Source organism: Occallatibacter sp., assembly GCF_049582745.1.
Lineage (GTDB): Bacteria > Acidobacteriota > Terriglobia > Terriglobales > Acidobacteriaceae > Telmatobacter.
This window is the reverse complement of record NZ_JBAUUO010000062.1, coordinates 103240-129657: the sequence shown is the minus strand read 5'-3', so window position 1 is coordinate 129657 and position 26418 is coordinate 103240. Positions and strand designations below refer to the sequence as shown.

Sequence of the window (26418 nt, the reverse complement as noted above, 5' to 3'; positions counted from 1 at the left end):
GATGCTCCAGCGCATTTCAAAGCCTCGGCGAAACCGGAAAGGAGACGCGAATGGCAACGGATGCTTGGACCGACTTGAGGGAATTCATTCCGACAGATGCACCAAAGATGAGTGACGCTGAAGCTGATTCTTCGGTTTCAGAATGGGATGTCAGCGCGAATCCCTGCTTTGAGGACATCGTGGGAAAGAGCCGAGCACTGCGAAGAGTCTTTGAACAAATCGAAATTGTCGCGCCTACGGCCTCTACCGTTCTCCTTCACGGCGATACGGGAACAGGTAAGGAACTGATAGCCCGCGCGATTCATAACCTCAGTCCTCGACGTAACCAACCTTTAGTGCGCATGAACTGCGCGGCGATACCTTCGGGGCTATTGGAAAGCGAACTGTTCGGCCACGAGAAAGGCGCGTTCACTGGCGCTCTGATGCAGAAGCGCGGTCGTTTCGAACTCGCCGACAAGGGGTCCCTGTTCCTGGATGAAATCGGCGATATCAGTCTTGAACTGCAGCCGAAGTTGCTCCGCGCGTTGCAGGAGCAGGAATTCGAACGCCTGGGAAGTGCCAGGACAATCAAGGTCGATGTGCGAATCATCGCCGCCACTCATCGCAACCTGCACGAGATGATCCGCGACGCGAAGTTTCGCGAGGACCTATTCTATCGGCTCAACGTGTTCCCCGTTCACGTTCCGCCTTTGCGCGAGAGGGCTGAGGACATTCCGCTCCTCGTGCAGTATTTCGTCTCCATGTTCGCAAGGAGTATGGGGAAGACAATCCGTAATATCCCAGAGAACGTAATGATCGCACTGGTGCGCTGCCCCTGGCACGGAAACATTCGCGAGCTGAAGAACTTTATCGAGCGCTCGGTCATTCTCAGCCGTGGAGACACTCTCACGCCACCGCTCGCAGAACTGCATTCGCCATGCATCCCTCCGGTGCCCCAAGAACACACCCTTCACCACATGGAAAGGAACATCATCCTTGATGCTCTGCGCTCGGCAGATGGCAAGCTCGCCGGACGCGGTGGTGCAGCTGAGGTGTTGGGCCTCAAAAGAACCACGCTGCAAAGAAAGATGCAGCGCCTCGGGATTGAAAAGGCCGACTACGCGTCTGCCGGCCTGCGCGGGAGTTGTCTGCCCAACTGATCGACTGCCGCCATTGCGTCAGATGCCCGGATAGCGTCAAGTACTTCACCGCTTTCCCTTGCGAGGCCCCTTAGTTTCAACGATTTTCGGTGGCAGGTTAATTGCAATCAGCAAGAGTGACGAACTCTACCTCCTCGTATGCAAATCCACAGACAGAGCCTTCGTTTGGGCAATTCTGACGGGCTCTAAGAGGGAGAAGTGAAATGGCGAACTCCGGACCAATCTGGCAGTCGCAGTTGACTACCTCGATCGCAGGCTCCGAATACTCTCAGGCTTCTGAGGCCGAGTTGCTCGCGGCGGCGAGAAACTCCGACGGGTGTGCGTTCGCGGAACTCTGCCGCAGACATGCAGCTCCCGTGCAAAGGAGGCTGTTCCGAATGCTTCGCAATCGGGAGGACGCGGAAGATGTGATGCAGGAATCCATTTGCAGAGCGTTCATGAACCTTCAGCGATTTCGGGGCGTATGTACCTTTTCGGTGTGGTTCACTCAAATCGCTATCAATACAGCCCTCATGTTGATGCGCAAACGGAGGGTCCGCTCCGAAGTGTCATACGACTCTCAGCCCAATGACAACCCCGAGTGGCAGTGGGAGTTTCCCGATAAATCACCAAATGCCGAAAAGATGTGCATCAAGAGACAGGCTATCGAACGCATGTGCGTCGCAGTGGATCGGCTGCCGCCGCGCTACCGCGAACTGGTCCGGCAATTTCACGGCACAGAGCAATCACTGCAGGAAACCGCTGAACAATTGGGGCTGAAGATCAGTACGGTCAAGACCCGACTTCTTCGGGCGCGACTAAAAATGCGAACTGGCTTGATCAGGCAAAGGATCTCCTTTGCTGACGCTTGCCGCTGACCAGCGATCAGCGAATCATCCTTAAACAGCCGGGTGCGCTGGCTACAACCTGAAAGCGAGGAATCTGAAATGGGCCTTCTTACGATGACTGAGATGTCGCCGAAAACCCTGAGTGCCTATGGGGCGGCGCGGGCGACAGTGGCGGGGTCGCCTCTTACTCCCGACGAACTGCGAAAGATCGATGCGTATTGGAGTGCCTGCAAATACCTCGCGCTTGGAATGATCTATCTCCAGGAAAACCCGTTGCTGCGTGAGCCGCTGAGACCGGAGCACATCAAGAGCCGCCTTCTCGGACATTGGGGTTCAAGCCCGGGCCTGGCGTTCATCTATACCCATTTGAGCCGCATCATTCGTAAGCACGATGCCGAGATGATCTTCCTCGCTGGACCCGGCCATGGCGCTCCGGGCGTTCTGGCTCCCGTGTATCTGGAAGGAACATATAGCGAGATCTATCCGGACAAGAGCCAGGACGAGAGAGGCCTTCGCGAATTCTTCAAGCAGTTCTCATTCCCAGGCGGAATCGGGAGTCACTGCACGCCAGAGACGCCCGGATCGATTCACGAAGGAGGCGAACTCGGCTACGTTCTCTCTCACGCCTGTGGCGCTGCTTTCGATAATCCAAACCTGATTGTTGCGGCAGTCGTAGGAGACGGCGAGGCCGAGACCGGCCCGCTTGCAACTTCCTGGCACATCAGCAAGTTTCTCAACCCCATTCGAGATGGCGCGGTTTTGCCCATTCTTCATCTGAATGGCTACAAGATCAACAACCCGACACTATTGGCGCGGATCAGTCATGAGGAACTCGAAGAACTGCTCCGAGGATACGGATGGAATCCGTATTTCGTTGAAGGTTCCGAGCACGAGAGAATGCACCAGGCCATGGCGGCAACCATGGAGCGCTGCATGGAGGAGATACGCGCGCACCAGGATCAATGCCGAAAGACCGGCGTCGCTACGCGCCCCCGCTGGCCGATGGTGGTGCTGCGCTCCCCGAAAGGATGGGGAGCACCGGTCGAGGTTGATGGAAAAAGGATTGAAGGCTTCTGGCGGTCCCATCAGGTTCCGCTGGCTGATGTGAAGACGAATGCCGAACACCTCAAACTTCTTGAGAACTGGTTGCGGTCCTACAAACCGGAGGAGCTCTTTGGTACATCGGGCAAGCTGATTCCCGAGATCGCCGAATTCGCGCCACTCGGTAGCAGGCGCATGAGTGCCAGCCTCCACACCAATGCTGAACTCAGGAAGAAGCTGCGCTTGCCCAACTTCCGCGACTACGCAGTCGCCATCGAGCGTCCCGGTTCGAAAGAAGTCGAGAATGTTCCGCCTCTCGGCGCCTTCCTTCGCGACGTGATGAAGCGAAACCTCGAATCATTTCGCGTGTTCGCCCCCGATGAGAACACCTCGAACAAGCTGGACGCGATCTACGAGGCCTCGCGGAAGTTCTGGATCGCCGAGACGTTTCCGGAAGACAGCAATGGAACGGAGCTGGCGGTTGACGGGCGTGTTGTCGAAATGCTCAGCGAACACACGATGGAAGGCATGCTCGAAGGTTATCTACTCACGGGGAGAAACGGATTCTTGTCTTCCTACGAAGCCTTCGTTCACGTGATCGACTCCATGTTCAATCAGCACGCGAAGTGGCTCTCAATCTGTAACAACTTGTCCTGGCGTCGGAAGGTAGCGTCGCTTAACCTGCTCATTACATCAACAGTCTGGCGCCAAGACCACAATGGCTTTACTCATCAGGACCCTGGCTTCCTTGACGTAGTGCTCAATAAGAGTGCGGCAGTAACGCGGATCTACCTGCCTCCCGATGCGAATTGTCTTTTGTCTGTAGCCGATCATTGCCTACGATCGGAAAACTACATCAACGTAATCGTCTCCGACAAGCAGAAGCACCTGCAGTTCCTTGACATCGACGCTGCCATCACCCACTGCACCAAAGGCATCGGAATTTGGAAGTGGGCCAGCAACGATGAGGGCAGCGAGCCGGATGTTGTGATGGCCGCGGCGGGCGACATTCCGACTCAGGAAGCGCTTGCAGCCACCGAGCTGCTGATGAGCCAATTCCCTGACCTGAAGATCCGCTTCGTCAATGTCGTGGATCTGTTCAAGCTGCAGCCGAGCACGGAGCATCCGCACGGTCTTACGGACGCGGACTTCGACGCGCTGTTTACCACTGACAAGCCCATCATCTTCAACTTCCATGGCTACCCGTGGCTCATCCACCGTCTCGCGTACCGTCGCACCAATCATCGAAACCTGCACGTGCGCGGATACAAGGAGAAAGGCAATATCAACACGCCCATGGAATTGGCCATCAACAACCAGACCGATCGTTTCAGCCTGGCAATTGATGCAATCGATCGCATCCCCAAGCTGCAGCGCATCGGATCACACGCGAAAGAAGCTTTCCGCGATCAGCAGATTGCCTGCCAGCACCATGCCTATCAGCACGGAGTTGATAGTTCGGAGATAAGCGGGTGGAAGTGGCAGCCAATGGGGTAGAGACCATTCATTAGCTAAGTGGCGAACTGATTATGCCACCCTGGGGAGCACGAGTGGAAGCGTCGAGCGAACTAACAATTCACCAATCGACATGCTCGACGTTCGTGCTCTCCCGCTTCACTCGTATGACTGTCAAAGCGGCGTCGACAGTTGTGACTCTTGACAATATCAGTCACATCGCGGTTTCGCTCAGTCGATTGATTTTCAAGGCACCTGACTTGTTCGACCGGTTTGGCATCTTGCCTGCAAGGACATAGACGTGGGGCTCGTGAGGTCGCTAGGGCCCTTCGGATCTCGACGTAAATCATCAGCGCCCGTGCGACGCTAATTTGCATATTCTCCCGGCGTGCATATGCACCCGAAAGGTGTCGAAATGAATTTCTTCTGCATTGATCGTAAAACCGGTTCCCTACCTTTAATGCGGACACTTGCACTGGTCTGCGCTTCGGTTGTGCCGATTGCCGGCTGTCATACCAGGCCTGTTGCCGCAGCGGATCAGCCTACGCCCGTTGAGCTTCGCGCTCCACACCGTCTGCATCAGCCGTCTTCGGTTGCTGCCAGCGGCTCCGTGGAAGCGAACGTAACAGCGCAAACCGCCTTCCAGGTTGGCGGGCGTGTGGCGCGTGTCCTCGCGGAAGAGGGACAGCTCGTAAAGCGCGGCCAGGTGTTGGCTGAGCTGGATTGCTCCGACTACCGCAACGCCTACGAGTCGGCATTCGGCCAAGCGGATGCTGCCGAAGCTGCGGCACTCCAGGCGAGAAATGGCGTCCGTGCGCAGGAACTCGAGCAGGCGCATGTCGACTACGAGCGCGCTGCAGACGAATATCAGCGGCAGAAGTACCTCTACGATCATCAGAGCCTCGCAGCCAACGACTTCCACAAGATCGAAGCCGTCTATCTCGTGTCACAGCAACGCTTCAACATGGCGCTCGAGGGAGCACGCGCGGAGGAGAAGCAGGCAACACGGGCTCAAGCGCATGCAGCAAATGGCCAGTTGAGCGAAGCTACGAAGCACCTCGGCGACTGCCAATTAAGAGCGCCGATCAGCGGCTTCGTCGGTATGCGTCATGTGAACGTTGGCGACACCGTAGCTCCCGGGTATCCCGTCTTCTCCGTTCTCGACCTGGATCCCGTGAAGGTGCGGGTCGGAATTCCTGAATCGGAAGTTGGAAAGGTGCATGAGCACGCGCGGTCGGTTGTGACCATACCCTCGCTCGACAATCGTCAATTTGACGGAACAGTCGAAGCGGTCGGCTACTTCGCCGATTCTGTGTCGCGCACGTTCACTACGAAGATTGCTGTCCCCAATCCTAACCATGTTCTTCGCGCCGGCATGATCAGCGAATCGCGTGTCTACGACTCGACAATGATTGACGTACTCGCAGTTCCAACGTTGGCTATCGTCCGCGATGTTCGCGGCCTCCCATTCGTATACGTCTACGATCCCACTCGACAGCGCGTCTTTGCTCGCCGTGTAGAAGTAGGTGACTTGATCGCCGATGAGGTCGAGATTAAGACCGGTTTGAAGCCGGATGACCAGATCGTCGTGGCCGGCCAGCAAAACGTTCACGAAGGCTCTTTGGTTCGCGTTGCTGGAGGTGGCCAGTGAATCCGGTCCGCGCATCTCTTCGCTTCCCCCAGGTAACACTTGTTCTCACGGCCATGCTCTTCATTGGCGGCGTCATGGAGTTCCTGACCATGCCTCGCCGCGAGGACCCCAAGATCACCATCCGCACCGGTCTCGTGATCGCGGCTTATCCCGGCGCCACGGCAGAAGAAGTGGAAAGCCAGGTCACTCACAAAATTGAAGAGCGACTGTTTCGATTCGAGGAAGTGCGGCGGGAGAAGACCTACTCCACATCGCGCAATGGCCTCGTAATCATCAATGTGGAGCTGAACAAGTCGGTCAAGAACTCCGACCAGTTCTGGTCGAAGCTTCGCCTCGACATGGCTCAGTTGAAGCAGACAGAACTTCCTTCCGGCGTGCGAGGGCCAATCGTAGACTCCGATTTCGGCGATACTGTGGCTGCTCTCATCGCGGTCAAGGGCGGCAATTATGGCTATCGCGAGTTGAAGGACTATGCCCAGCGCGTGGAGAGCGCGATTCGCACGATTCCCGCTGCGTCAAAAATCAAGCGCATCGGTGATCAGAAGGAAAGCATCGAGGTTACAGGCTCGTGGGAGAGACTTTCGCAGTACGGAGTCGATCCGCGGAAGGTTGAGCAGGCTTTGCAGGGACGCAACACCATAGCTTTTGGCGGCCGTGTTCCCGGAGGAGACAGCAAGCTTCCTATCGAAGCAAATGGTCCGTTCCAGACCGAAGATCAAATTCGTCAGATCATGGTCGACGTGTCTCCCGCAGGTCAACCGATCTACCTCGGAGACCTCGCGACCGTTCACCGTGTCTACAAGGACCCAACAGAGTATGCGCGAATGGGTGGTGAACCGACCATCCTGCTCTCAGTGGAGATGCACGAAGGCAACAATATCGTGGAGTTCGGCAAACAATTACATGAAACCCTGGCGCGAGTGCAATCTACATTGCCGCCAGACGTTCAGCTGGAGTTTGTTGCCGACCAACCCCGAGTTGTTTCCGAACGCGTCAGAGACTTCACGCGCGAATTCGGGATTGCCATCATATCCGTCATTCTTGTCACGATGGTGCTGCTTCCCATGCGGGTTGCACTCGTATCCGCGATTGCGATTCCTGTCACTGTGTCCGTCACCTTTGGAATGCTCAACGCCGCAGGAATCGAACTACACCAGGTATCAATCGCAGGCCTTATCGTCGTGCTCGGCATGGTGGTGGACGATGCGATCGTAATCGCCGACAACTATGTCGAACTGCTCGATCACAAGGTGCCGATCGCGGAGGCATGCTGGAGATGCGCTACCGATATGGCCGTCCCAGTGTTAGCCGCAACCTTGACGATCATTGCATCGTTTCTTCCTCTGCTGCTGCTGAGCGGAGCATGCGGTGAATTTATTCGCGCTCTCCCCATTGCAGTTGCAGTTGCCCTGAGCGTCTCATTTGTGGTCGCGATGATGCTTACGCCAATGATCAATGGCGCATTCATCAAGAAAGGCCTGCATGACCCCACTGTTCAGCAGAAGGAGAAGAAACCCACCGCGCTGGACTACATGCAGAATTACTACAACCGCATCATCTCCTGGGCGATGGGACATCGTAAGCAAGTACTGCTCGCGGGGATAATTTCCTTTATCGCCGGCATCGGCATCCTTACGCTGGTTCGCCAGCAGTTTTTCCCCCTGGCCGAACGTGATCAGTTCGTCCTAGACGTGTGGCTGCCCGAGGGAACGCGCATCGAAGCGACGGACGCCACTGTGCGCAAAATTGAATCCGCTCTGAGCAAGGAAAAGGAGGTTCATAGCTATACAAGCTTCCTTGGGTCCAGCTTTCCACGGTTCTACTACAACGTGAACCCGGTGCCTACCGCATCGAACTTCGCGCAGATCCTCGTCAACACGCACACCGTCAAGGGCACGCCAAAGCTAGTCGACCGGCTCCGAGAGCAACTGCCGGCCGCCGTGCCCGAAGCGAAGGTGTTCGTGAAAGAGCTCCAGCAAGGCGATGTAATGGAGGCTCCTGTCGAAGTCCGCATTGTGGGCGAAGATCTGGACACATTGCGCGCTCTGGGAGATCAGGTGGAGAACATCCTCAGCCACACTCCCGGTGCGATCTACATCCACACGGATTGGCATGAGGACCAGATGCTTGCGGGAGTGGATCTACGTCAGGAAGTCGCAAACCGGCTCGGATTCACGAATACAACGATTGCGAATGAATTGGCTGGCAGCTTCGACGGCGAGACGGTTTCGACGTTCTGGGAAGGAGATCGCGATGTGGACATTGACCTTCGCCTGAATCCTGCGCAGCGGCAAAGCTTCCAGAACATTGCCGATACCTATGTGCTGTCGCCGGTAACGGGGGCTCGGGTGCCCGTGAATGCTGTGGCCTCTCTCTCTCCTCAATGGCACCCAGGCCGGATTGTGCGCCGCAACGGTGTCCGAACGTTGACGGTGCGCGCCTTTCCGGATAACGGAGTGCTCGCCAGCGAGATTCTCGCGAACGCCAAAAAGCAGATTCGTGGCCTGGACATGCCAGCCGGATACCACATCGAGTATGGCGGTGAGAATGAGAACCAGCGCGAGACGTTCGGCGAGATGCGAGTTGCCCTCGGCATAAGCCTGGTGCTGATCTTCCTCATCCTGCTGCTGCAATTCCGCACTCTTTCAGACGCGCTCATCGTCATGGCTGCATTTCCTCTGGCCCTGCCCGGAGCAGCGCTGGGGCTGTTCGTTACACACAATCCCTTCGGCTTCACAGCGTTCATCGGCGTGATCAGCCTGGGTGGTCTGGTTGTTCGCAACTCGATCATTCTCGTCGATTACATTCACGAGCGGATGAAGCACGGGATTCCACTGGAGGAGGCCACTCTCGAAGCGGGAGAACGGCGGCTTCGCCCGATCTTCCTGACTACGATGGCGGCGGCAGTCGGCGTCACTCCAATGATTCTTTCCCGGTCAACGATGTGGTCGCCACTGGCAAGCGTCATCGCATTTGGCCTGCTGGGATCGATGTTCTTCACCCTTGTGGTCATTCCGGTGTTGTTCGTTGTGGTCAACACCAAAAAGACCCAAGTGTCGAAATCTGCGATTGCGGCTGCAGCAGGGCTCTTGCTCATGGTCGGGTTTTCATCACAGAGCCAGGCACAGAAAGTAACCACCTCCGGCTCTCAGCCGTCTTCCACTGCACCGGAGCGCCGAACCGTCACACTGGAAGAAGCCTTGCAGTTGGCAATGAAAGAGAACTCTTCAGTCCGAATCGCCGAGCAGAAGGCGCGCGAAGCAGATGCCAGAGTGGTCCAGGCACGAGCCAACTATTTCCCGACAGCGAAGAACGAGACTAACGCTATGCACACTGGTGAAACCGAATTCCTGACGATAAAGCAGGGTGTGCTTGGAACCTACTCCGCGACAGGACCGCTGCCGGGCAAGGACGTCAAGATTGAGCTCGGCGAGCAGGACTTTCAGGTGACGCAGACTACCGTGTCCCAACCGCTAACGCAGATGTTCAAGATTCAGCCAGGCGTTAGCGCAGCCCAAGCTGAATCAGGTATTGCGCACAATGACCTCGGTCGCGCACGCAATGAAGTCTCGTTGAACCTGAAGAGGCTCTATTACGGGCTCCTTTCAACACAGCAACGCAAGCACGCAGCTGAGTTGCGCCTGATGGCCGGCGAATCACGCCTGAAGGAAGCTCAGGACGCGGCTCACGGCGGTGTGGTGCTTCAGGTCAAGGTTCTCGAGGGGCAGGCTGAAATCGCAGAAGCACGCCATCAGCTTGGCTCGCTTGAAGACCAGATTGCGGACCTGACCAATTCGTTCAACGACACGACTGGTCTACCCCTGCAAACCAACACGGAGCTCGTCGAACCGATGGAGCAGGCGGAAGTAGTCTTTGCTGTTGAATCAGGTGCAACGGATGCCGAGATCCTGGCTGCGGCGCACAATCCGGAGTTGCTTTCAGCCCGCCAGGAAGTAAAGAAAGCACGCGCGGGATTACATGCGGCACGCGCGGAGTACATACCGGACGTTTCATTCATCGTTCAGCACACCTATCAGAATGGAGCGCCCCTGCTGCCGCAGAACGCTTATGTCCTCGGCTTCCACAGCGAATGGACGATTTCCGAATTCGGCAAGCGCATAGGACTGGTTCGCGAGCGCAGGAGCCAGGTGGCGGAGGCGGAACAGAACCTTCATGCGACGCAGAATAGGGTCCACATGGATGTTGACTCCGAGGTTCGCAAGATTCATCGATCGGAGACGGGATTAGACGCTGCCCGTGAGAACGTATCGGTTCGTGCAGAGCTGGTTCGTATCACCAACAACCAGGTGGTAGCGAAAACGGCCACGGAATCCGCTCTCAAGGAAGCGCAGGCTCAACTCGCCGACGCCAAAGCGACTCTCTTCGATGCGCAGATGCAACGCGTCGTAGCTCAAGCCGAACTGCTGCGCACGGTAGGTCGCCAGTGACGGCCATCCTCCAGTTTGTCCTCAAACACGGGTATTCGTTCCTGTTCGTTGCCCTGTTCGCACATCAGGTGGGAATACCCTTGCCTGGGCCGCTGTTTTTGCTTGCTGCAGGAGCGCTTGCCTCGGCAGGGAAACTCGACCTTCCCGCCGTGATCGGTCTGACCATCATCGCCTGCGTCTCAGCAGACTGGATCTGGTACGAGGCAGGACGGCGCCGCGGCGCGAAGGTATTGCACTTGATCCACCGCTTCACGCGTGATCCCGATTTCCACGACCGGAGAGCCAAGCGCGTGTTCGCGCGGTATGGACCACCGATCCTGCTGGTATCAAAGTTTGTGCCGTTGCTGGACGCTGTTTCGCCCCCCCTCGCAGGACTCTCGCACACCAGCAGAATCCGATTCCTGGTCTTCGACTCTATGGGAGCGGCTCTCTACGCCTGCGTCTACGGCGGGGCCGGCTATGTATTCAGCCACGATCTCGATCGCGCAGCGGGATACCTCTCCCACGCAGGAAAGCTACTCCTTGTTGTTGCGATCATCGGGTTCTGCGGATACTTGCTCGTGAGGAAGTTAACCCAGCAAATCCAGAAGACCCGCACCACTCGCGTTGCGTCGCCGTTTGATTGCGAGGACTCGTTACACCCAGCGTGTGGCGTCATTGGAGGGGGAAAAGATGGCAACTAATAGGACAGAGCAAAGGCTGGCGCCCACAAACCCGCTGGCGCTTTTAAAGGCTCAATATGGGTGCGGACCTGTACAGTTTGCGGGAACCAGAGACGCGCTGTATGAACGGCATCTTCTTTTCGACAATGGCGTGGATCCAACGGCTGCAACCATGCGCGACCGCTTCGAAGCTCTGGCTAGGTCTGTGCGAGACATCCTCTCGCAGCGTTGGCTGCTCACTGAGAAGACCTATCAGCAGCAGAATTGCAAACGGCTCTATTACCTCTCCATGGAGTTCCTCATCGGCCGATCGCTGGCAAACAATGTTGCCAACCTTCTTCTTGGCCCGCTTGCAAACGATGTGATTCAGGACAGGAGGCTGAACCTTCTGGAAATCCTCGAGCAGGAGCCCGACGCCGGTTTAGGGAACGGTGGGTTAGGGCGACTGGCAGCTTGCTTCATCGAGTCTGCTGCAACCATGCAGCTTCCCGCGATGGGTTGTGGACTTCGGTACGAATACGGGATATTCCGGCAAATCATTCGAAATGGATGGCAGCAGGAATCGCCAGACAATTGGCTCCGTTCCCCCGATCCATGGGAGATCGCTCGTCCCAACGAGCAAGTAGAAGTCCACCTGGGCTGCTCCTTCGAACTGACCGGAGGCAGTCTGCGCCCGGTTCCGGGTCGACCTTCGACTCTGATCGGAATCCCATTCGATCGGCCGGTCATTGGTTACGGAGGATCGACGATCAACACCCTGCGGCTCTGGGCTGCGTCTGCATCGGACTACTTCAACTTCGAGGAGTTCTCTCATGGTGACTTTATCGAGGCGTTTGCACAGGCACTCTCTGCAGAGACCCTGACCCGCGTTCTATATCCCGACGATTCACAGTTCCTGGGGCAGGGCCTGCGCCTCATGCAGGAGTACTTCCTCGTCGCTTGCTCTCTCGCAGATGCTGTCCGCCGATTCAAAGCTCTCAATTCTGACTGGAGCTTGTTCCCAGACAAGGTAGCCTTTCAGATGAATGACACGCATCCTGCACTCTCGGTGCCGGAACTCATGCGGATTCTCGTTGACGAGGAGCACCTGGCGTGGGATGACGCCTGGCACATCACTCAGAACACGCTCGCCTATACCAACCACACCTTGTTGCCGGAGGCGCTCGAAAAGTGGCCTGTCTCATGGCTTGAAGACATGCTTCCCCGCCAACTCGAAATCATTCACGAGATCAATCGCCGGTTCCTCAGCGACGTTCGCAGACGGTTCCCGGGCGATGAAGAGCGCGTCCGCCGCATCAGCCTCGTCGAAGAGGGAAGCGGAAAGAAAATTCGGATGGCTCATGTCGCCGTTGTTGGATCCCACAGCACCAATGGAGTCGCCGAGATCCACTCGGATCTCTTGCGCAAGACAACACTCAGGGACCTTGCCGAAATGTATCCCGAACGCTTCAATAACAAGACCAACGGCATTACGCCACGTCGCTGGCTGAACCTGTGTAACCCCGCGCTCTCGGCCGTAATTTCCGAGGCGATCGGGGACGCATGGATAAACGATCTGATGGAGCTGCGAAGGCTGAAAGACTACGCAGATGACAGCGGCTTTCGTGCTGCATTCATGAATGCGAAGCAAGCTGCGAAGAATCAATTCTGCGCCTGGTACAAGTATTCGACAGGGCAGATTCTCGATCCGGACGCAATCTTCGACTCTCAGATCAAACGCATACACGAGTACAAACGGCAATTGCTTAATGCGCTCAGGGTCGTCGTGCTCTACAACAGGCTGCGGCAGAATCCCGGGCTCGACATGCATCCCCGCATCTTCCTCTTCGCAGGTAAGGCCGCTCCGGCATACCGGCTCGCGAAGCTGATCATCAAATTCATCAACAACCTTGCTGGAACGATCGACGGCGATCCCGCAGTGCGCGGTCGTCTCAAGGTCTTGTTCCTTCCCGAATACTGCGTCTCCGTAGCTGAACATCTGATTCCGGCCAGCGATGTTTCCAATCAGATTTCGACCGCCGGCTACGAAGCAAGCGGCACCAGCAACATGAAATTCATGATGAATGGCGCCCTGACAATCGGTACGCGTGATGGCGCGACGATAGAGATGGCCGCGGAGGCAGGGGAGGAGAACTTTTTCTTGTTCGGTCTCAACGCTGAAGAAGTGATGAACGGCCGCTCATGGTACAGGTCGCTGTGGCATTACGAGAACGAGCACGAGACCCGCGAAGCCCTCGATCTTATATTCAGTGACTTCTTCAGTCGGAATGAGCCAGGAGTATTTACCCCTTTGCGCGATGCTCTGCTAGAGACCGATCACTACATGCATCTGGCTGACTTGAAATCGTATCTGGATGCTGACGAGCAGCTTCGGACCCTCTATCAAGATCGTGATGGATGGGCTCGCAAAGCCATCTTGAACGTTGCCGCGTCCGGTAAATTCTCGAGCGATCGCACAATCCATGAGTACGCAACCGAGATCTGGGGTTTGGAACCCTGTCCAATCCGAAATCAAACGCGTTAATGCGCCGTCTTGAGACAGCGACCCTGAAAGGAGTTCGAATGAGACTGACACAACATCTGACATTCTTGCCGGCATTGTCTTCCCCAGTCGTTCAGTTCAAGAGATGGAACGAACGTCGTCGGAGAAGGAAGGCCTTCGAAATGAGACTGACAATGCTATTGCGATTGGTGTTGACGTTCCCCGTCACCACTGCGCTCGCGTATGGGCAGGAGGTCCATTACAACTACGATCGAGCAGCGAATTTTTCCGCTTACAAAACTTATCAATGGGTAGAGACTCCCGTTGCCACAGTGAAAAGAGGTGCCACAAAGGAATCGAAACCAGGCGCTCCAGTGACTTTCGCCGTTCCTCCAGGTTTGCCAGATCCTCCGACGATCCTTTTAGGCGCCGTACCAAATCCTCCGACCGCATCCGAGATCCCCGATAACCCGTCTGAGGATCAGTTGATTAACAACGAGATAAAGCGTGCGATTGACGAGCAACTGGCTCAAAAAGGTCTTATCAAGGTCGAGAAGAACGCGGACCTTCACGTGAGTTACCACGCCGCGATCCGCCAGGAACAGAGCCTCTATCTCTCAGGCATGGGCTGGGGCGAAAGGGGCTGGGGTGGGTGGGGCAGCGGTTCAGGGACGTGGAACGGCTCAATGCAGGCCCAGACTTCCAGCGTCCCAATCGGGACCATAGTTGTGGACCTGTATGACCCCACACTGGATGATCTGATCTGGCGTGGGGACGCGACCAAGACCATCGATCTGAAGAAGGACCCAGACAAGAACTATAAGAATCTGCAAAAGGCCATGGCCAAACTCTTGAAGAACTATCCACCACCCCAGCCTAAAAAGTAATCGCGACGGCGACTAGAGTAAGTCTGGCTTCCCGCTGCGGACCAGACGAGGAGGATCGATGGACTCACGTTTCTGGGACGTATACCGGGATATTCGCTCTCTTATCCAGAAGCCTGACGACGCTCTCTACATGCTTCACACTTCCATCGGGATCATTACTGTCCGCAAGTTCGTGTTCCGGCCGGAAGCGGGTTACGTCTTCCTTCAAGGTACCGACGAGAACGGAAGAGAACGCACCGCAGGCTTCACCGAGCAACTGTTCACCACCTTCGCGCTGGAAATCCAGACAAAATCACCGGCCGACAACGGGCAAATCAAGTTCAATCCGAATGTCGTTGAGAGCCTGCAGTCTTAGAACCCGCAGGCAGGTGCAGTTGTTTCCGCGAAACGAATCCACATCCGCCTCACCTCGACCGAAACGTGCTTCACCAAACCAGAGAGTATCTGACGGCCTTCTGACAGTCGGTCTGCGTCGTGGCCTCGGCCTGCTGGTCGAAGGTGAGCTGCGGGCGCCGCGGCAAGACTAAGGAGGAACGATCGCGACCTCCCAGAAGGGTGTCCGGACAAGCCATCGTGATTTCCGGATGGCCGAAGCGAGGAATAGGAGCCCGGGCCCTGACGCCCAGGGTGCGCTGACGGGTCGGCGGTTCTTTAGAGTTCATCATCAGGGCTTGAACGCGCGTGAGCAGGGAGTCGAGGTTAAAGGCAAGCGAGGATGGCAGGTCGTCATGGGCGAGTTCTTAATGTCGGCTTTAGTTCAGTTCGTTTTCCTTCACCCTCCCGAATCACCTCGGTATCCACTCGGTTGGCCAGCTAGGGAACGAGTACTCCAAACTCCGGTGGAAGGAGAGTAGTTTGCCAATGCAAAAGTACATTCAGCAGGATTGAGAACGAATCAGAAAACGGGGGCGCAAACTGGAGCGCAGTTCTCAAGTCGCGTTGGTATCTTATCGATTCTAAAAGTGCTTCGGTATCATCCGCGCCGCACTAAGTCTCTTAAAATCAGTTCATGACTTCCCTCATAACCCAAAGGTCGCTGGTTCAAATCCAGCCCCCTCAACCAATTCAATCTAAACGACTTAAGGTTTCTTTTGGGTTACAAAAAACAGCACCGAAAACCCCACGTAACCCCACGCTAAGCGGAAACCTCCAATGTTTCCGCTTTTCCTTTGCGCTGCGCAGGAAGAACCATCTGCACAACAGCACCGTGCGCCTTCCGCTTTTCCGTCATGTAAGCATTCCCGTATTTCATGGTTGTGCTTACCTGTGCATGACGCATCAGCTTCTGTTGCACGCCGATCGGGGCTCCGCAGGCATCGAGCATCGAACGGTAGCTGTGCCGAAAAGTGTGCCAGCCAAGTCGCTCGATTCCCAGTTCCCTACCTGCTGGAACAAGGATGTCTCCCTGCAGCACGGAAGCGTGCCAGACTCCGCCAGTATTCGGGTTGGGAAAAACCCAGCCTTCCTGACTGGCCGGACACCCGGCCTGCCAAGCCAAAAGGATCTCAGCAAACGCGGGATGCAGAGGCATCTCGTCCTCGCTGTATTCGGTTTTCACCCGACCGATCCGAGCGTGCACGGTTCCTCGGGTGATCATCAGTGTGCCCTCTTCAAAATCAAAGTCGGACCACTTCAACGCCAGAATCTCGCTCACCCTGAGGCCTAGACACATTGCAATCACCACCATGGTCCTGAAAGGCTCATCGAGCTTCTCGCAGATCTGCTGGAATTGCTCAGGCGTAAGGATCATCTTCTTCCGCCGCGGTCGGCTGGAACCGCCTTTGATTTCCACGAGACTCAAAGGGTTGCGTTGCGCTGGCATGAGTCCCCAGAGCATCGCAAGCTCCATCATCCTGTGGAACACGGCCTTGATGTTTTGTCTGGTCTTGCGGGAGAGATCGATCTGTTTGAGCCACTCCTGTACGGCGAGCGGCTTGATGTCGGTGAGTTGGACCGTGCCCCATGTTGGCCGCAAATGCTGCTTAATCACGGAGAGGTATCCGGTAGTTGTGCTGAACTTCAGTCCGTCATCGACGACTTCACCGGGGCGGCGCGCCTTGATTTCTTTGAGGCGCTCCTCGGCGAGCTCGCCCCAAGGGGTGTACGCCAATATGCCAGAGTCCATTTTCCGGCCGTTAGAAGGATCAGCGTTCTCCCCGTCATACGCGGCGATGCGGACGTTTCCTTGCGGGAGAAGCGCTGGGGCCACGAACTCGGCGATATTAGAAATCGTTCGCCCGCTGCGAACTGCATGAACGAGGGCAATCAAGCCGTGAGTTTTGCCGCCGCCATAAGAAGTGTCAAGGCGGAAAATTGAAGCTACGCCTTGCCCGTTGCTGAGTCGTCCACAGACGTTGGAAAGCAGATTCTTGAGTCCACGAGTCGGATAGGTATTCGAGAAGAAGCGAGCCGGGTCGGCATATTGAGCTGGCGCATTACCCCGGAGAACCTGTGCCAGGTCAGCGGCGAACTCCGCATCAGCCATTGCGCCCTTGAGGACATCTTCCTTAGGCGTGCAGGCGGAAAAAATGGACGGAACAGCAGCAATTGCTTGCGGTAAAGTGGCCATGGATATCACCTGCGATTGTATTCCAATGTGGTACCGGCTGAGCTGGTTCGAATGTCAACAGCGTATCCAGAACTCACCCTCGTAGAGCCTACTTCTTAGGCCATGGCAGGCATTTGACTACGACCAAGAGCTACTCCGCGTGACGTGAATAAGGCAGAGTGGACCAAAGCTGAGCACGACGGATGGACGTCCCGAGAATCGGCAACGAAAGCGGAACGTAGTCGCCGGTTCGCCTCTTATTCGCTCGTTCTGTTCCACTTCACGGCTGCAGCAAAGGTGTCAGTTTTTGAGGGAAGCCCAGTCCAACACAGGTATTTGACTGCTTTGTGCACGCGATCCAGCCGGCAAGAATCTCACGCAGATGCTGTAAGCACTGCATCCGGTTAAGAAGGGGCCGCTGAAGTGCGACTCTCTATCCGAGCAGCAAGTAGCGTTCTTTCCCACCCTCCATCTATTCTGTACATATCTCTCGTTCTTATTTACGAGTTTTACAGAGGCTCGCGCAAGCTCTTCGAGCGCGAAGGAAAACCATTGTTAGAACGCGATCTACAGCAATATTTGTTCGAACATCCCGAGACGCTCTTCCCGGGAGAATTAATTCTCGAGAAAGCCCGAGAGTTTTGCGTTGAAGGGAAGCGGATCGATTTACTTTTCCGCACGTCCGACTTCCGATACATCATCGAGTTGAAAGCCGTTCCTCTCACCCGCGAGCACATCGGACAAGTGGTCGAGTACTACGGGTTGATGAGGGACCTAATGCGAGACGGCAAGTTCAAGATGGTGTTGGTCGCGCCCTTCATACCCGACTTCAGAAAGGTATTCCTTGAGGAGATCGGAATTCGCTGTATCGAGTTTCCGGGCGTACCGTCCGGCGCGGCAGAGATGCAGCGGCTGCAAAAAGAGGCATACACGCATCGCAAGCGCGAACAAGCGGAATCAGAAGTTGAGAAGTGGCTTCCGGAAATCTCTTCAATCGGCTACGAATCTCTCGTAACTAGTGTCACGAGGGAGTCACTTGCTATTTCACATCGTGTTCTGCGCGATTCCTTGGCTGACCTCCGAGAATTGTTCTCAGATTACGAAATGCTTCCAATCAAGATGGCGCGAGCTGATTCGCCCGACGTGATTTGCTCTGGCGTGCCCGAGATCACGTACTCTGTGCCTCCGTTCGTCCGAGGTGGAGCTTGGTGGGCGTATTCATTCGGCCACTCCGACGAAATGCCCAAGAATGACGTACCAAACATTTCTGCGATGGCAATGCCATGGTGTTTGGACCTAGCGATCAACGCAGAATTGCGTACCTCGCAGGCAATCATGAAAGCGCGAATTACTGATCAGCCATCACGCTTCGAGGAACTCGTATGCGAACATGGCGGGCTTCAGTTTCACGGCATCTTAAAGCTGGAGCATCAGCCAAGGTTTTACCACTGGATTCCTCTCTTCTTCAAAGAGGTGGGGACCTGGACGGCTAAGAGTCTTCTCGAAGCGATCGACAAGCAATATCGTGACTATGATGCCGTCAAGGCTTCTTGGGTCTCGTGGATCGCGGCGCATCGGTCAGAGCTAAGCCCGGCTCAAGTCCTTCATGTGCGTCGAAGAAATCAACAGCCAAACCTGGCCCTCAGATTAGTTCGGCCATTTCCTAAAGAAGATCACTTGTGGCAGTTGGCCTATAAGGAGCAGCTCGAACTGTTCGTCTCTGAATGTCGGCGTTTGAAGCCGCTCATCGACTTTTTGCGATAACAGCCTTTGGGGCAGTCGTTACTTCTCTCAATCCATCCAAAGTAAAAATAAGCGACGAACAAGAGCGGTCCTGTTCCTGAACGCAAGTGCGAAGTACACTCAGGGGCTCCGCCCCTCGCGCCCGCAAGGGGTTTCCCCAGGTTTCCGCGCTTCGCTTGTGCAGCCCTCCGCTTCGCTCCGCCCTTTCCACTCCGCTTCGCTTCGTTTCAAGGGTGGGAGATCCCCCTCCCCTTGCGCTTGCTACCCCCCGCCTTCGCCAGGAGGCGTTCGGCATGTATGTACACGCCGCCGCCCGATTTAAAGGCAAAGGCCAGTGCAACAGCCGAAGGAGGAAGCACCGATGAATACCACAGCCGCAGCCGTCAACAAGTCCACCGCCAACACCAACACCAACAAACAGCAGACCGCGAAAGAAGTAATCGCGGCCAACGTGCAAGCCCTGATCGAGCAGTTGGAGCAGGGACACTCCGAAGCACTCACCGCCTACCTCACCGCAATGGGCAGGTTTCACACATACAGTTTTGGCAACATTCTGGAAATTGCGCGGCAGAAGCCGGACGCAACCCGCGTAGCTGGTCTCTATGCGTGGAACCAGCTTGGCCGCAAGGTCAAGAAGGGCGAGCGGGGTATCCGCATTCTCGCTCCCATGATCGGGATTTGCCGGAAGGAAGACGAGGAAGCCGAGAAGGACATCCGCACACAGAATCAGGCCGTTTTGGTTGGATTCCGCGCCGCCTATGTCTTTGATGTGAGCCAGACCGAAGGGGCGGAACTTCCAGAATTCTCCGAGCGCGTCTCCGGCAGTGCCGGAGAGTTTCGCGACCGCCTTGTGGATTTTGTTATTGCTCAGGGCATCGCGTTGGAGTTCAAAGAAAGCATCGCTCCCGCCCTTGGCATGAGCTATGGAGGCAAAATTGCCTTATTGCCCGGCCAGTCATCCGCCGAGGAGTTCTCAACCCTTGTGCATGAACTGGCGCACGAGATGTTGCACAAAGCCGACCGACGGACCGCAACCACCAAGACCGTGCGTGAAACCGAGGCCGAGGCTGTGGCCTTTGTGGTCGGTAAGACCATCGGCCTTGAGACGGGCAGGGCATCGGCCTCTTACATCCAGCTTTACCACGGCAACGCATCCCTGCTCACCGAGAGCTTGGAAGTGATCCAGAAGACCTCCGCCGTCATTCTCACCGCAATTGAAAGCCATGCAGCAGAGCCAGCCGAAGAACTGGAGCCAGAACTAGCTCAAGCCAGCTAACCGCGACTTTGAAAATGCGGACGGCACAGCGCCGTCCGCTCAACTCCCTGGCACGCGCAACCGGTCAAAGGAGAGCGATCGATGAACACCTACACTGCGATTGAATGCCGCAACCTTCCTCTCGTCGTCCTCACTGAATCCGCCACCAACCCCCGCCGCATCTTCGACGATTCCCCGGGAGTTGGTGGCGGATTCTCCGTGACGCCGCACAGACCTACAAAGTGGACGGTGACGCCATCTCCGGAGTGAAGCAGAAGTTCGCTGCGAAGGAAAAGTCGAAGTGCACCGGGAGGGTCGCCCTAGTCGCAAACGAATGCTGCTAAGAAAACAACGGCATAGCCTTCAATCACGTACGACCATTTCGCGGAGCCAGGAAGACCGGCTCCGCTTTTCTTTTACCGCCCATACTTCCGCTCAGATGTCTATCCGACACTCAGACTCTCTGACACTAGGGAGCGCGGCCTCGGTCCATTTGCCTGTCTTTTGCAGCACTTGGAATAAAATGGACAGGGAGTCCTTGTCTCCGCAGAACGTCTATCAAATCTACAAAACGATACATCTGCAGAGGCGAAGGACCGGCGAAGACTGGCTCCGCTCGGTGTCAACGGTCACTGGACAGCCTAAATTTCGTGGTATCTTTGGCTTTAATCAAATTTCTCCTGAATATGCCGATATGGAATATTCGGGGAACGAATTGCATAACGCGAGCGTAATGCAATTCTGACGCGTGTGGCTGCGCATCAAAACCTCTGTGGCGGAGACGTCCGCTTTAGAGTGACTCCTCTGGCGCATCGTATCGCGTCGAAAGCCATCGACTCGACACGATACTGACAGACGAGTATGGAGATTGCTTTACATGCTAAAGGCGCTGCTTGAAGATGCCGGCCTCAAACCTGAGGCCTGCGCGGCCCTTCTGGGAATAGCCCCTCATATGTTCGACCAGTGGGTCAACAAGGAGCGGGACATCGCCGGCTTCATCATTCCGGAGTTAGCCTCGATCTTGGGGGTCGACCCAAAGGTTTTCAAAGAAGCTGAACTTGCGAAGGCACCTGCCATCTGGTTCAAGTTCCGCAATTCGGGCACAGTCAAGGAACAGGATCGTGAGCTTGTGGTTTTGATCCGACGACTCGGCTTTTACCTGAAACAGCTAAACTCGGTGATCGGCTTCTCTGGCGATAAGTGGCAAGTCCATTTTCAGCTAGTCAGCAAAAAGCTGGAGCCAGCGCGTCATGAATCGCCCGTAGTACAAGGTGAGATTGCAGCCCGAGTGCTAAGGGAGAACATCAATTTGGGATTCTCTCACAAGGCGCTCCCTGAACGAGTTAGTGCAGCAGGAGACGTTATCCGGGGCATTTTGCGCAATCTTGGGATCCTCATCATTGAGATGCCCGTGCCAGAGTCATCCATCGATGGCTGCTCCTTTTATGTTGGCGAATCCGGTGCAGATCTCGGAACGCCATGCCTGTTCATCAACACTTTTCGCCAGAATTGGTTCAGGCGTAACTATGTGCTGGCCCATGAACTAGCCCATGCAATCTTCGACATCGCGGGAGAATCAGCACTAGTCGATAGCTGGACCAAGGGAAACCGGACTGAGTCCTCAGTAATGGAGGCACGCGCTGACTCATTTGCTCGAAATTGCTTTGTTTCGCGAGAGATTCTCAAAGCCCTTACTTCTACTCTCGGACTTAACTGGGCAGAGCTAAATGCAAGAAATCTGGCTGAACTCGTAGCGCATTCTCAAGTTGATTTGCGCGTCATCCTCGCGTCTGCTGTTGAATGCAACTTGATTTCAGAAGAACAATCGTCCAAGTACGGGAAGATGCGTATCATCAAGCATCTCAGAGGTCTCACATCGCATGCCCTGACCACGAAAGAGTTCTTCGAAGCGCCTCGCGATACGAAGGTCTGGAGCCCTAAGGAACGGGAGACCACAATTCCATCAAGGACGCTACGTTTGCCGGTTCCCTATGTCAAATCGGTGATCGACGCCTGCAATGACGGGCTGATCTCTGAAGGAAAAGCAGCGGAACTCCTGATGATCGATTACGAGATCTTCATGGAGCGCTTCGGGTCTGTTCTAGTTGAACTTGCGGCCTAATGGAACCGAGCGCGCCAGGCCGTGACCCCGCGGGGAAGCCGCTCGAGCTTATTGTCTGCGACACAGACGCGCTGACGCAGATTTTCTGCGCAAAGCACGAAGCGATCCTCAAGCAGATTCACACGCAATTCGGAATTCATTTCGCCGTAACAGAAGCCGTCGAGTCTGAGATGCTTCGTCCCAATCGCAGACATGCCGAATGCTGCCGAGAAGGCTTTCAGAAGGCCTTGGATACAGGATTGATTACCGTCCTGAGTCCTCGCACGCTCGGGCAATTTACCTCGAACAATCCATTTGTCACTTACGACAGCATGGAACTTCTTGGGCAAAAGTACCACGGCGTCATCCAGCGGGGAGAAGCATACACGCATGCCGCAGCACATGTCCTGAAGTGTGCAGTGTTGAGCAACGACTGGAAGGCAATCCGAGACGCCGATCGGCTGGGTCTAGCTCTCGAACATCCGACCTTTCGCGTTTACGACTTCTTGGTGTTTCTCTACCAGTGCGGCGAGGTGGCAGAGAAATCGTGTGACGGATTTCGCAAAGCTCTTCATGATGTCGACGAGGCGCCACATAGCGCATTTGCGAACCGGAAATTCCGAGAGGGTCTTCCGGGATTCTACCCGCGGCTGGTCAATCCCGAGTTTGAGATTGTTGGCTCCGCGATCGAAACCGAGTTAGGCGATAGTTACCGCATCGAGCTGACTAAGCCCAAAAAGCCGGCCAGCTGACAATGCTTGGGCGACAGTTACGCCGTCAATTCGGTAGAACATCTTAGCTAGAACCATCCGGCAAAACAATCAGTATTGTGGCTTTCGGCGTGCTCTGGAGCCTATAATCCACTGCAAATGCACTATCAAGGCATCGAGAATGAGGAGACTCTTCGGAATATCTTTGTGCAGTTGTGTTCGCAACCGGCATCTGTCATTGAATCGGAGACACTCGAAGTAAAAAGCTGGTGCACGGGCGAAAAGCAGTCGAAAGAAGGCACTTGGCCTCGTTTACTCCCATCGACTTCAGAATCTCGAAACGCACATGGCCATCAAGGAGAAGATAATCGGCTGGTCCTCTCGGATAAACCACTAACGGCTCAATCAGCCCGACATGTTTTAGCGAGGCCGCGAGTTGCTTATAGAACTCTGCATACCGATAGCGTTTGGTCGCATCTCTTTGCGGCACAATGATGTCGAGGGGTAACACGACGATCTGATTTTCAAAGGCCGCCTTTATCGCGCTGATCGACATCGTTCGTTCCCCTAATCGAGCCTGTCTTTGAGTTGCTTTGGCATGTCAGAGATCCCTTCCGCGCGCAACAGGGTGACGAAGTTCTCGTCGCTAACAAGTTGGCGTATCACAGACGTAACTAACAGAAGGCGCTCTTTTGTTAGCTCCGCTTTCGCGATAAGAGTCCTTTGTTCGCGAACCTTTTGTTTATATACCTGGACCAACATGTGCCCTGTCACCTTGCGGCGATTCTCTTCTGCTTTGCCTTGCTTCTGCCTCTTTTCAATCCGCCTCGTAATGAGTCGTCGAGCGGCGGCCAGCTTCGATCCTCGCAGTTGCCCAGTTGCGTATGCTTCTGAAAGAGCTTCGGAAATCTCAGTATCCTTTCCGCTCGCGATCTGTGCTGCGACGCTGATGGGCAACCGTCCGCCTTCGACCGCATCAATGAGTTCGAGTTCCTGGTGTTCGACCAGATGCACAATACCGGATATGTACATCCGATCTGTGCCGATCTTTTTTGCTATATCGCCGACGCTGTATCCACGCTCGCGCAGAGTTCGCACTTCGCGGATAATGTCCCTATTGGATGGCGGTCGCCTTGCGATATTCTCGACCAGGCTCATTAGGTACTGATCTTCACGCGATGTCTCAGTGATGACTGCTGGGATGGTTTTCTCCCCCAGAGCGACGAATGCCTCAATTCTTCCTTGACCACAGACGAGATCGAATTGTTTCCCATCTCCATTGGGCTCTTTGCGGCGCACAACTGTAATGGGCTTCTTGAGCCCGACTTCGCGGATATTGGCAACGATGATCTGCCATTTACCCATGCTGCGCGATCTGGGATTTGCAATGTGAATCTGATCGATTGGAATCCGTTCAACGTGTTGTTCCTTCACACGAACTCCCCATGTGCGCACGCTGCGCCTTTTCTTCACGTGATGTTTCGATAATGACCGATGGTATCTTCGCCTCACCGAGAGCTACGAAAACCGCAAGTCTTCCATAGCCGCAGACGAGATCGAATTGCTTCCCATCTTCATCGGGTTCGTTTCGTGACACGACTGTAATCGGCTTTTTGAACCAGTTCTCGTGCATGTTGGCAACAATCATCGCTGTCCTTCCGCTTCATAATCCGGGATCAGGAATGTGAATCTCGGGATTGAAACCCGCCCCATGTGATGTTCCGTTATGCAGCGTTCTCCACGCGCGCACGCTGCGCCATCTCCATAAAGAAGTTCAGATTGTTGAAGCGGTAAACATCGAGAACCAGGCCGTTTTCCGGTCTGAAGGTCAATCGCTCGGCCAGGACATCAAGGCGCGGCAAAAGGTAATAGTCAAGGATGTCATCATTACCAGGGCGGAGGCGGGCTGCAATTACAACGTCTGGACGCAGACTCTCGTCAAATCGAAGCTGCCACCGTGGGTGTCCCGTTCGACTTTCCCGGCATCTTGCTAGGACCAAGGATGCTGTGTATTCGGAATTGATAGTGAGCAGGTCATTACTCTGGTCGACGCTGACGGTAGCTCCGAGGGCCAAAATCTGGTCAAATATGGAGGCAATCAAATCTGCATGTTGCCGGCGGAGCTTGCGATTGATTTCGATGTATGCGTAATCCCGATCGGGCGCCCAACCAATGAGTGAATACGCGCGAGCAAGGCTGCTAAAACGCGAGAAGTAACAGGCGCTGGAGGGCATATCCTCGGTCTCGTCGATGAGGATGCCGGAGAGCCGGCCTCGAGCGCGGAGCAACTCCCGCAGCCGCTCCAGAAGTTCCTCATCCGAAAGATGACGATGACGAGTTTCGATGATTTCCCTTGCTTGTGCGAATAGCTCCGCCGAGATGAGAGGTTCGAAGGCGCCTTCTCGCCAGATCCACATCTGCACCGGGTTTTTGACGCGTTTGTATTTCAGTTTGAAGGAGCGCCGGTTGTAGACATTCGCGCCGATGTATTTCGGATTCATTAACACCTGATGGACTGACGCGCGTGTCCACGGGCGTTCGAATTCCCCCAACATGCCGCGACCGTTCAAATCCTCCATGATCTCCCGTTCGGTTTTGCGGTGAGCAACAAATAGCTCGTAAATCTCTCGAACGGTTTCGATTTCCAACTCTGGACCGGGAACCAAGATGACCCGGTCGGTCTGGAGGCTTTTTCGCTCGCCCCTGTCCAAGATACCCTTTGGATTCCGATCCCGATCGATCAACTGTCGCCGCAGCCCATAGCCCGCCGGCCCGCCTTGACGAAACCCCAGTTCGATAAGGCGGCACTGGCCGGAAAAGACCTTGACTGATAGCTCTCGACTGTATTCCGCTGCCATCGAGCGTTTCAAGGTTTTAAGAACGGATGATGACATGCTGCCATCGTTCTCGAATTGCTCCGCGCAATAGTGCACTCGAATGCCGGCTCTCTTGAGCACGTATTCGTAGTAGGCACTTTCGTCAACATCCTGGAACCGTCCCCAACGACTGACATCATAGACAAGTAATGCGGAAAAATTCGTGCGCCTGTTCTCCACATCCGCCATTAGCTGATTCAGGCCCTCGCGGCCGGCAATATTGAGCCCGCTTCGTCCAAAGTCTGAGTACTCACAAACGATCTCCATTTGGTGGGCAGCAGCGTACTTAAGGATCACCTCCAGCTGGTTCTCAGGGGAGTACTGTTGATGCTCGGTGGACATGCGCACGTATTGCGCTGCTCGCAAAGGACGAGGCGTATTCGAGAGTGCAGCAGATGGATTGTCCATTTGTTTGGCACCAGCTCTTGTCGAATCGAAAATCCACCGTGACGTGCGATTCCTGGTGAGACCTCAATTGCCTTCATAGAACTAGTGGTTGGAAATAGGCACTTTTCACGACAAGAGGGGCAAGATTTTTGTGAATTCTCTGGAGACTGGCTCCGAGCGGATGGCCGAAGGGGTCGCGGCTTTGA

19 protein-coding genes are annotated in these 26418 nt (G+C 55.3%); 14 read left to right on the top strand and 5 right to left on the bottom strand.

Annotated features, from left to right (window positions below):
• Window positions 1-50 precede the first annotated feature (50 nt).
• The 9 genes from WCA10_RS09270 to WCA10_RS09230 all read left to right on the top strand — a co-directional run bounded on the left by WCA10_RS09270 (window position 51) and on the right by WCA10_RS09230 (window position 14947).
• The gene (locus WCA10_RS09270; RefSeq protein ID WP_472822221.1) at window positions 51-1139 is read left to right on the top strand and encodes a sigma-54 interaction domain-containing protein; all 1089 of its coding nucleotides are present in this window, start codon (window positions 51-53) and stop codon (window positions 1137-1139) included.
• Window positions 1140-1342: 203 nt separating this feature from the next.
• Entirely contained in the window at window positions 1343-1996 is a 654-nt protein-coding gene (locus WCA10_RS09265) for an RNA polymerase sigma factor (RefSeq protein WP_472822220.1), read from the top strand.
• A gap of 93 nt (window positions 1997-2089) precedes the next feature.
• Window positions 2090-4504: a phosphoketolase family protein gene (locus WCA10_RS09260; protein WP_472822248.1), complete on the top strand. Its 2415-nt coding sequence runs from the start codon at window positions 2090-2092 to the stop codon at window positions 4502-4504.
• Window positions 4505-4922: 418 nt separating this feature from the next.
• Window positions 4923-6113, top strand: coding sequence for an efflux RND transporter periplasmic adaptor subunit (locus tag WCA10_RS09255; RefSeq protein WP_472822219.1), 1191 nt, complete (start codon window positions 4923-4925; stop codon window positions 6111-6113).
• The gene (locus tag WCA10_RS09250; protein WP_472822218.1) at window positions 6110-10561 is read left to right on the top strand and encodes an efflux RND transporter permease subunit; all 4452 of its coding nucleotides are present in this window, start codon (window positions 6110-6112) and stop codon (window positions 10559-10561) included. Before WCA10_RS09255 ends, WCA10_RS09250 begins: the two co-directional genes overlap by 4 nt.
• Window positions 10558-11244, top strand: coding sequence for a DedA family protein (locus tag WCA10_RS09245; RefSeq protein WP_472822217.1), 687 nt, complete (start codon window positions 10558-10560; stop codon window positions 11242-11244). Before WCA10_RS09250 ends, WCA10_RS09245 begins: the two co-directional genes overlap by 4 nt.
• Complete coding sequence (locus tag WCA10_RS09240) at window positions 11234-13747, top strand: glycogen/starch/alpha-glucan phosphorylase (RefSeq protein ID WP_472822216.1); 2514 nt, start codon at window positions 11234-11236, stop codon at window positions 13745-13747. The genes WCA10_RS09245 and WCA10_RS09240 overlap by 11 nt, the downstream gene beginning before the upstream one ends.
• Before the next feature lie 140 nt (window positions 13748-13887).
• Window positions 13888-14592: a DUF4136 domain-containing protein gene (locus WCA10_RS09235; RefSeq protein WP_472822215.1), complete on the top strand. Its 705-nt coding sequence runs from the start codon at window positions 13888-13890 to the stop codon at window positions 14590-14592.
• Window positions 14593-14650: 58 nt separating this feature from the next.
• The gene (locus tag WCA10_RS09230) at window positions 14651-14947 is read left to right on the top strand and encodes a hypothetical protein (RefSeq protein ID WP_472822214.1); all 297 of its coding nucleotides are present in this window, start codon (window positions 14651-14653) and stop codon (window positions 14945-14947) included.
• 780 nt (window positions 14948-15727) lie between these two features.
• On the opposite strand, the gene WCA10_RS09225 is transcribed toward WCA10_RS09230, so the two are convergent.
• Window positions 15728-17161, bottom strand: coding sequence for a tyrosine-type recombinase/integrase (locus WCA10_RS09225; RefSeq protein ID WP_472822213.1), 1434 nt, complete (start codon window positions 17159-17161; stop codon window positions 15728-15730).
• 402 nt (window positions 17162-17563) lie between these two features.
• On the opposite strand from WCA10_RS09225, the gene WCA10_RS09220 reads away from it, so the two are divergent.
• The 5 genes from WCA10_RS09220 to WCA10_RS09200 all read left to right on the top strand — a co-directional run bounded on the left by WCA10_RS09220 (window position 17564) and on the right by WCA10_RS09200 (window position 22991).
• Window positions 17564-18904, top strand: coding sequence for a PDDEXK family nuclease (locus tag WCA10_RS09220; RefSeq protein ID WP_472822212.1), 1341 nt, complete (start codon window positions 17564-17566; stop codon window positions 18902-18904).
• Window positions 18905-19244: 340 nt separating this feature from the next.
• Window positions 19245-20159, top strand: coding sequence for an ArdC family protein (locus WCA10_RS09215; protein ID WP_472822211.1), 915 nt, complete (start codon window positions 19245-19247; stop codon window positions 20157-20159).
• An 81-nt stretch (window positions 20160-20240) separates the two neighbouring features.
• A complete protein-coding gene (locus tag WCA10_RS09210; protein WP_472822210.1) occupies window positions 20241-20408 on the top strand; it encodes a hypothetical protein in 168 nt (55 codons plus the stop codon).
• Between the two features lie 607 nt (window positions 20409-21015).
• Entirely contained in the window at window positions 21016-22260 is a 1245-nt protein-coding gene (locus WCA10_RS09205; protein ID WP_472822209.1) for an ImmA/IrrE family metallo-endopeptidase, read from the top strand.
• Window positions 22260-22991 carry a hypothetical protein gene (locus WCA10_RS09200; protein WP_472822208.1) on the top strand — a complete coding sequence of 244 codons (732 nt, stop codon included), beginning with the start codon at window positions 22260-22262 and terminating at the stop codon, window positions 22989-22991. Before WCA10_RS09205 ends, WCA10_RS09200 begins: the two co-directional genes overlap by 1 nt.
• A 193-nt stretch (window positions 22992-23184) precedes the next feature.
• Here the strand turns inward: WCA10_RS09200 and WCA10_RS09195 are convergent, their stop codons facing one another.
• The 4 genes from WCA10_RS09195 to WCA10_RS09180 form a co-directional block, all read right to left on the bottom strand.
• Window positions 23185-23505: a ParB/RepB/Spo0J family partition protein gene (locus WCA10_RS09195; protein ID WP_472822207.1), complete on the bottom strand. Its 321-nt coding sequence runs from the start codon at window positions 23503-23505 to the stop codon at window positions 23185-23187.
• 11 nt (window positions 23506-23516) lie between these two features.
• Complete coding sequence (locus WCA10_RS09190) at window positions 23517-24383, bottom strand: ParB/RepB/Spo0J family partition protein (protein ID WP_472822206.1); 867 nt, start codon at window positions 24381-24383, stop codon at window positions 23517-23519.
• Window positions 24364-24597 (bottom strand): ParB N-terminal domain-containing protein, encoded by a 234-nt coding sequence (locus tag WCA10_RS09185; protein ID WP_472822205.1) that lies wholly within the window; start codon window positions 24595-24597, stop codon window positions 24364-24366. Before WCA10_RS09185 ends, WCA10_RS09190 begins: the two co-directional genes overlap by 20 nt.
• 76 nt (window positions 24598-24673) lie before the next feature.
• A complete protein-coding gene (locus WCA10_RS09180) occupies window positions 24674-26233 on the bottom strand; it encodes a recombinase family protein (RefSeq protein ID WP_472822204.1) in 1560 nt (519 codons plus the stop codon).
• Between the last annotated feature and the right edge of the window lie 185 nt (window positions 26234-26418).

Excerpts from the sequence above, each read along its gene's own strand:
- WCA10_RS09270 (WP_472822221.1), top strand. The coding sequence starts at position 51 with ATGGCAACGGATGCTTGGACCGACTTGAGGGAATTCATTCCGACAGAT.
- WCA10_RS09265 (WP_472822220.1), top strand. The coding sequence starts at position 1,343 with ATGGCGAACTCCGGACCAATCTGGCAGTCGCAGTTGACTACCTCGATC.
- WCA10_RS09260 (WP_472822248.1), top strand. The coding sequence starts at position 2,090 with ATGTCGCCGAAAACCCTGAGTGCCTATGGGGCGGCGCGGGCGACAGTG.
- WCA10_RS09255 (WP_472822219.1), top strand. The coding sequence starts at position 4,923 with ATGCGGACACTTGCACTGGTCTGCGCTTCGGTTGTGCCGATTGCCGGC.
- WCA10_RS09240 (WP_472822216.1), top strand. The coding sequence starts at position 11,234 with ATGGCAACTAATAGGACAGAGCAAAGGCTGGCGCCCACAAACCCGCTG.
- WCA10_RS09235 (WP_472822215.1), top strand. The coding sequence starts at position 13,888 with ATGAGACTGACAATGCTATTGCGATTGGTGTTGACGTTCCCCGTCACC.
- WCA10_RS09230 (WP_472822214.1), top strand. The coding sequence starts at position 14,651 with ATGGACTCACGTTTCTGGGACGTATACCGGGATATTCGCTCTCTTATC.
- WCA10_RS09225 (WP_472822213.1), bottom strand. The coding sequence starts at position 17,161 with ATGGCCACTTTACCGCAAGCAATTGCTGCTGTTCCGTCCATTTTTTCC.
- WCA10_RS09215 (WP_472822211.1), top strand. The coding sequence starts at position 19,245 with ATGAATACCACAGCCGCAGCCGTCAACAAGTCCACCGCCAACACCAAC.
- WCA10_RS09210 (WP_472822210.1), top strand. The coding sequence starts at position 20,241 with ATGAACACCTACACTGCGATTGAATGCCGCAACCTTCCTCTCGTCGTC.
- WCA10_RS09205 (WP_472822209.1), top strand. The coding sequence starts at position 21,016 with ATGCTAAAGGCGCTGCTTGAAGATGCCGGCCTCAAACCTGAGGCCTGC.
- WCA10_RS09200 (WP_472822208.1), top strand. The coding sequence starts at position 22,260 with ATGGAACCGAGCGCGCCAGGCCGTGACCCCGCGGGGAAGCCGCTCGAG.
- WCA10_RS09195 (WP_472822207.1), bottom strand. The coding sequence starts at position 23,505 with ATGTCGATCAGCGCGATAAAGGCGGCCTTTGAAAATCAGATCGTCGTG.
- WCA10_RS09185 (WP_472822205.1), bottom strand. The coding sequence starts at position 24,597 with ATGATTGTTGCCAACATGCACGAGAACTGGTTCAAAAAGCCGATTACA.
- WCA10_RS09180 (WP_472822204.1), bottom strand. The coding sequence starts at position 26,233 with ATGGACAATCCATCTGCTGCACTCTCGAATACGCCTCGTCCTTTGCGA.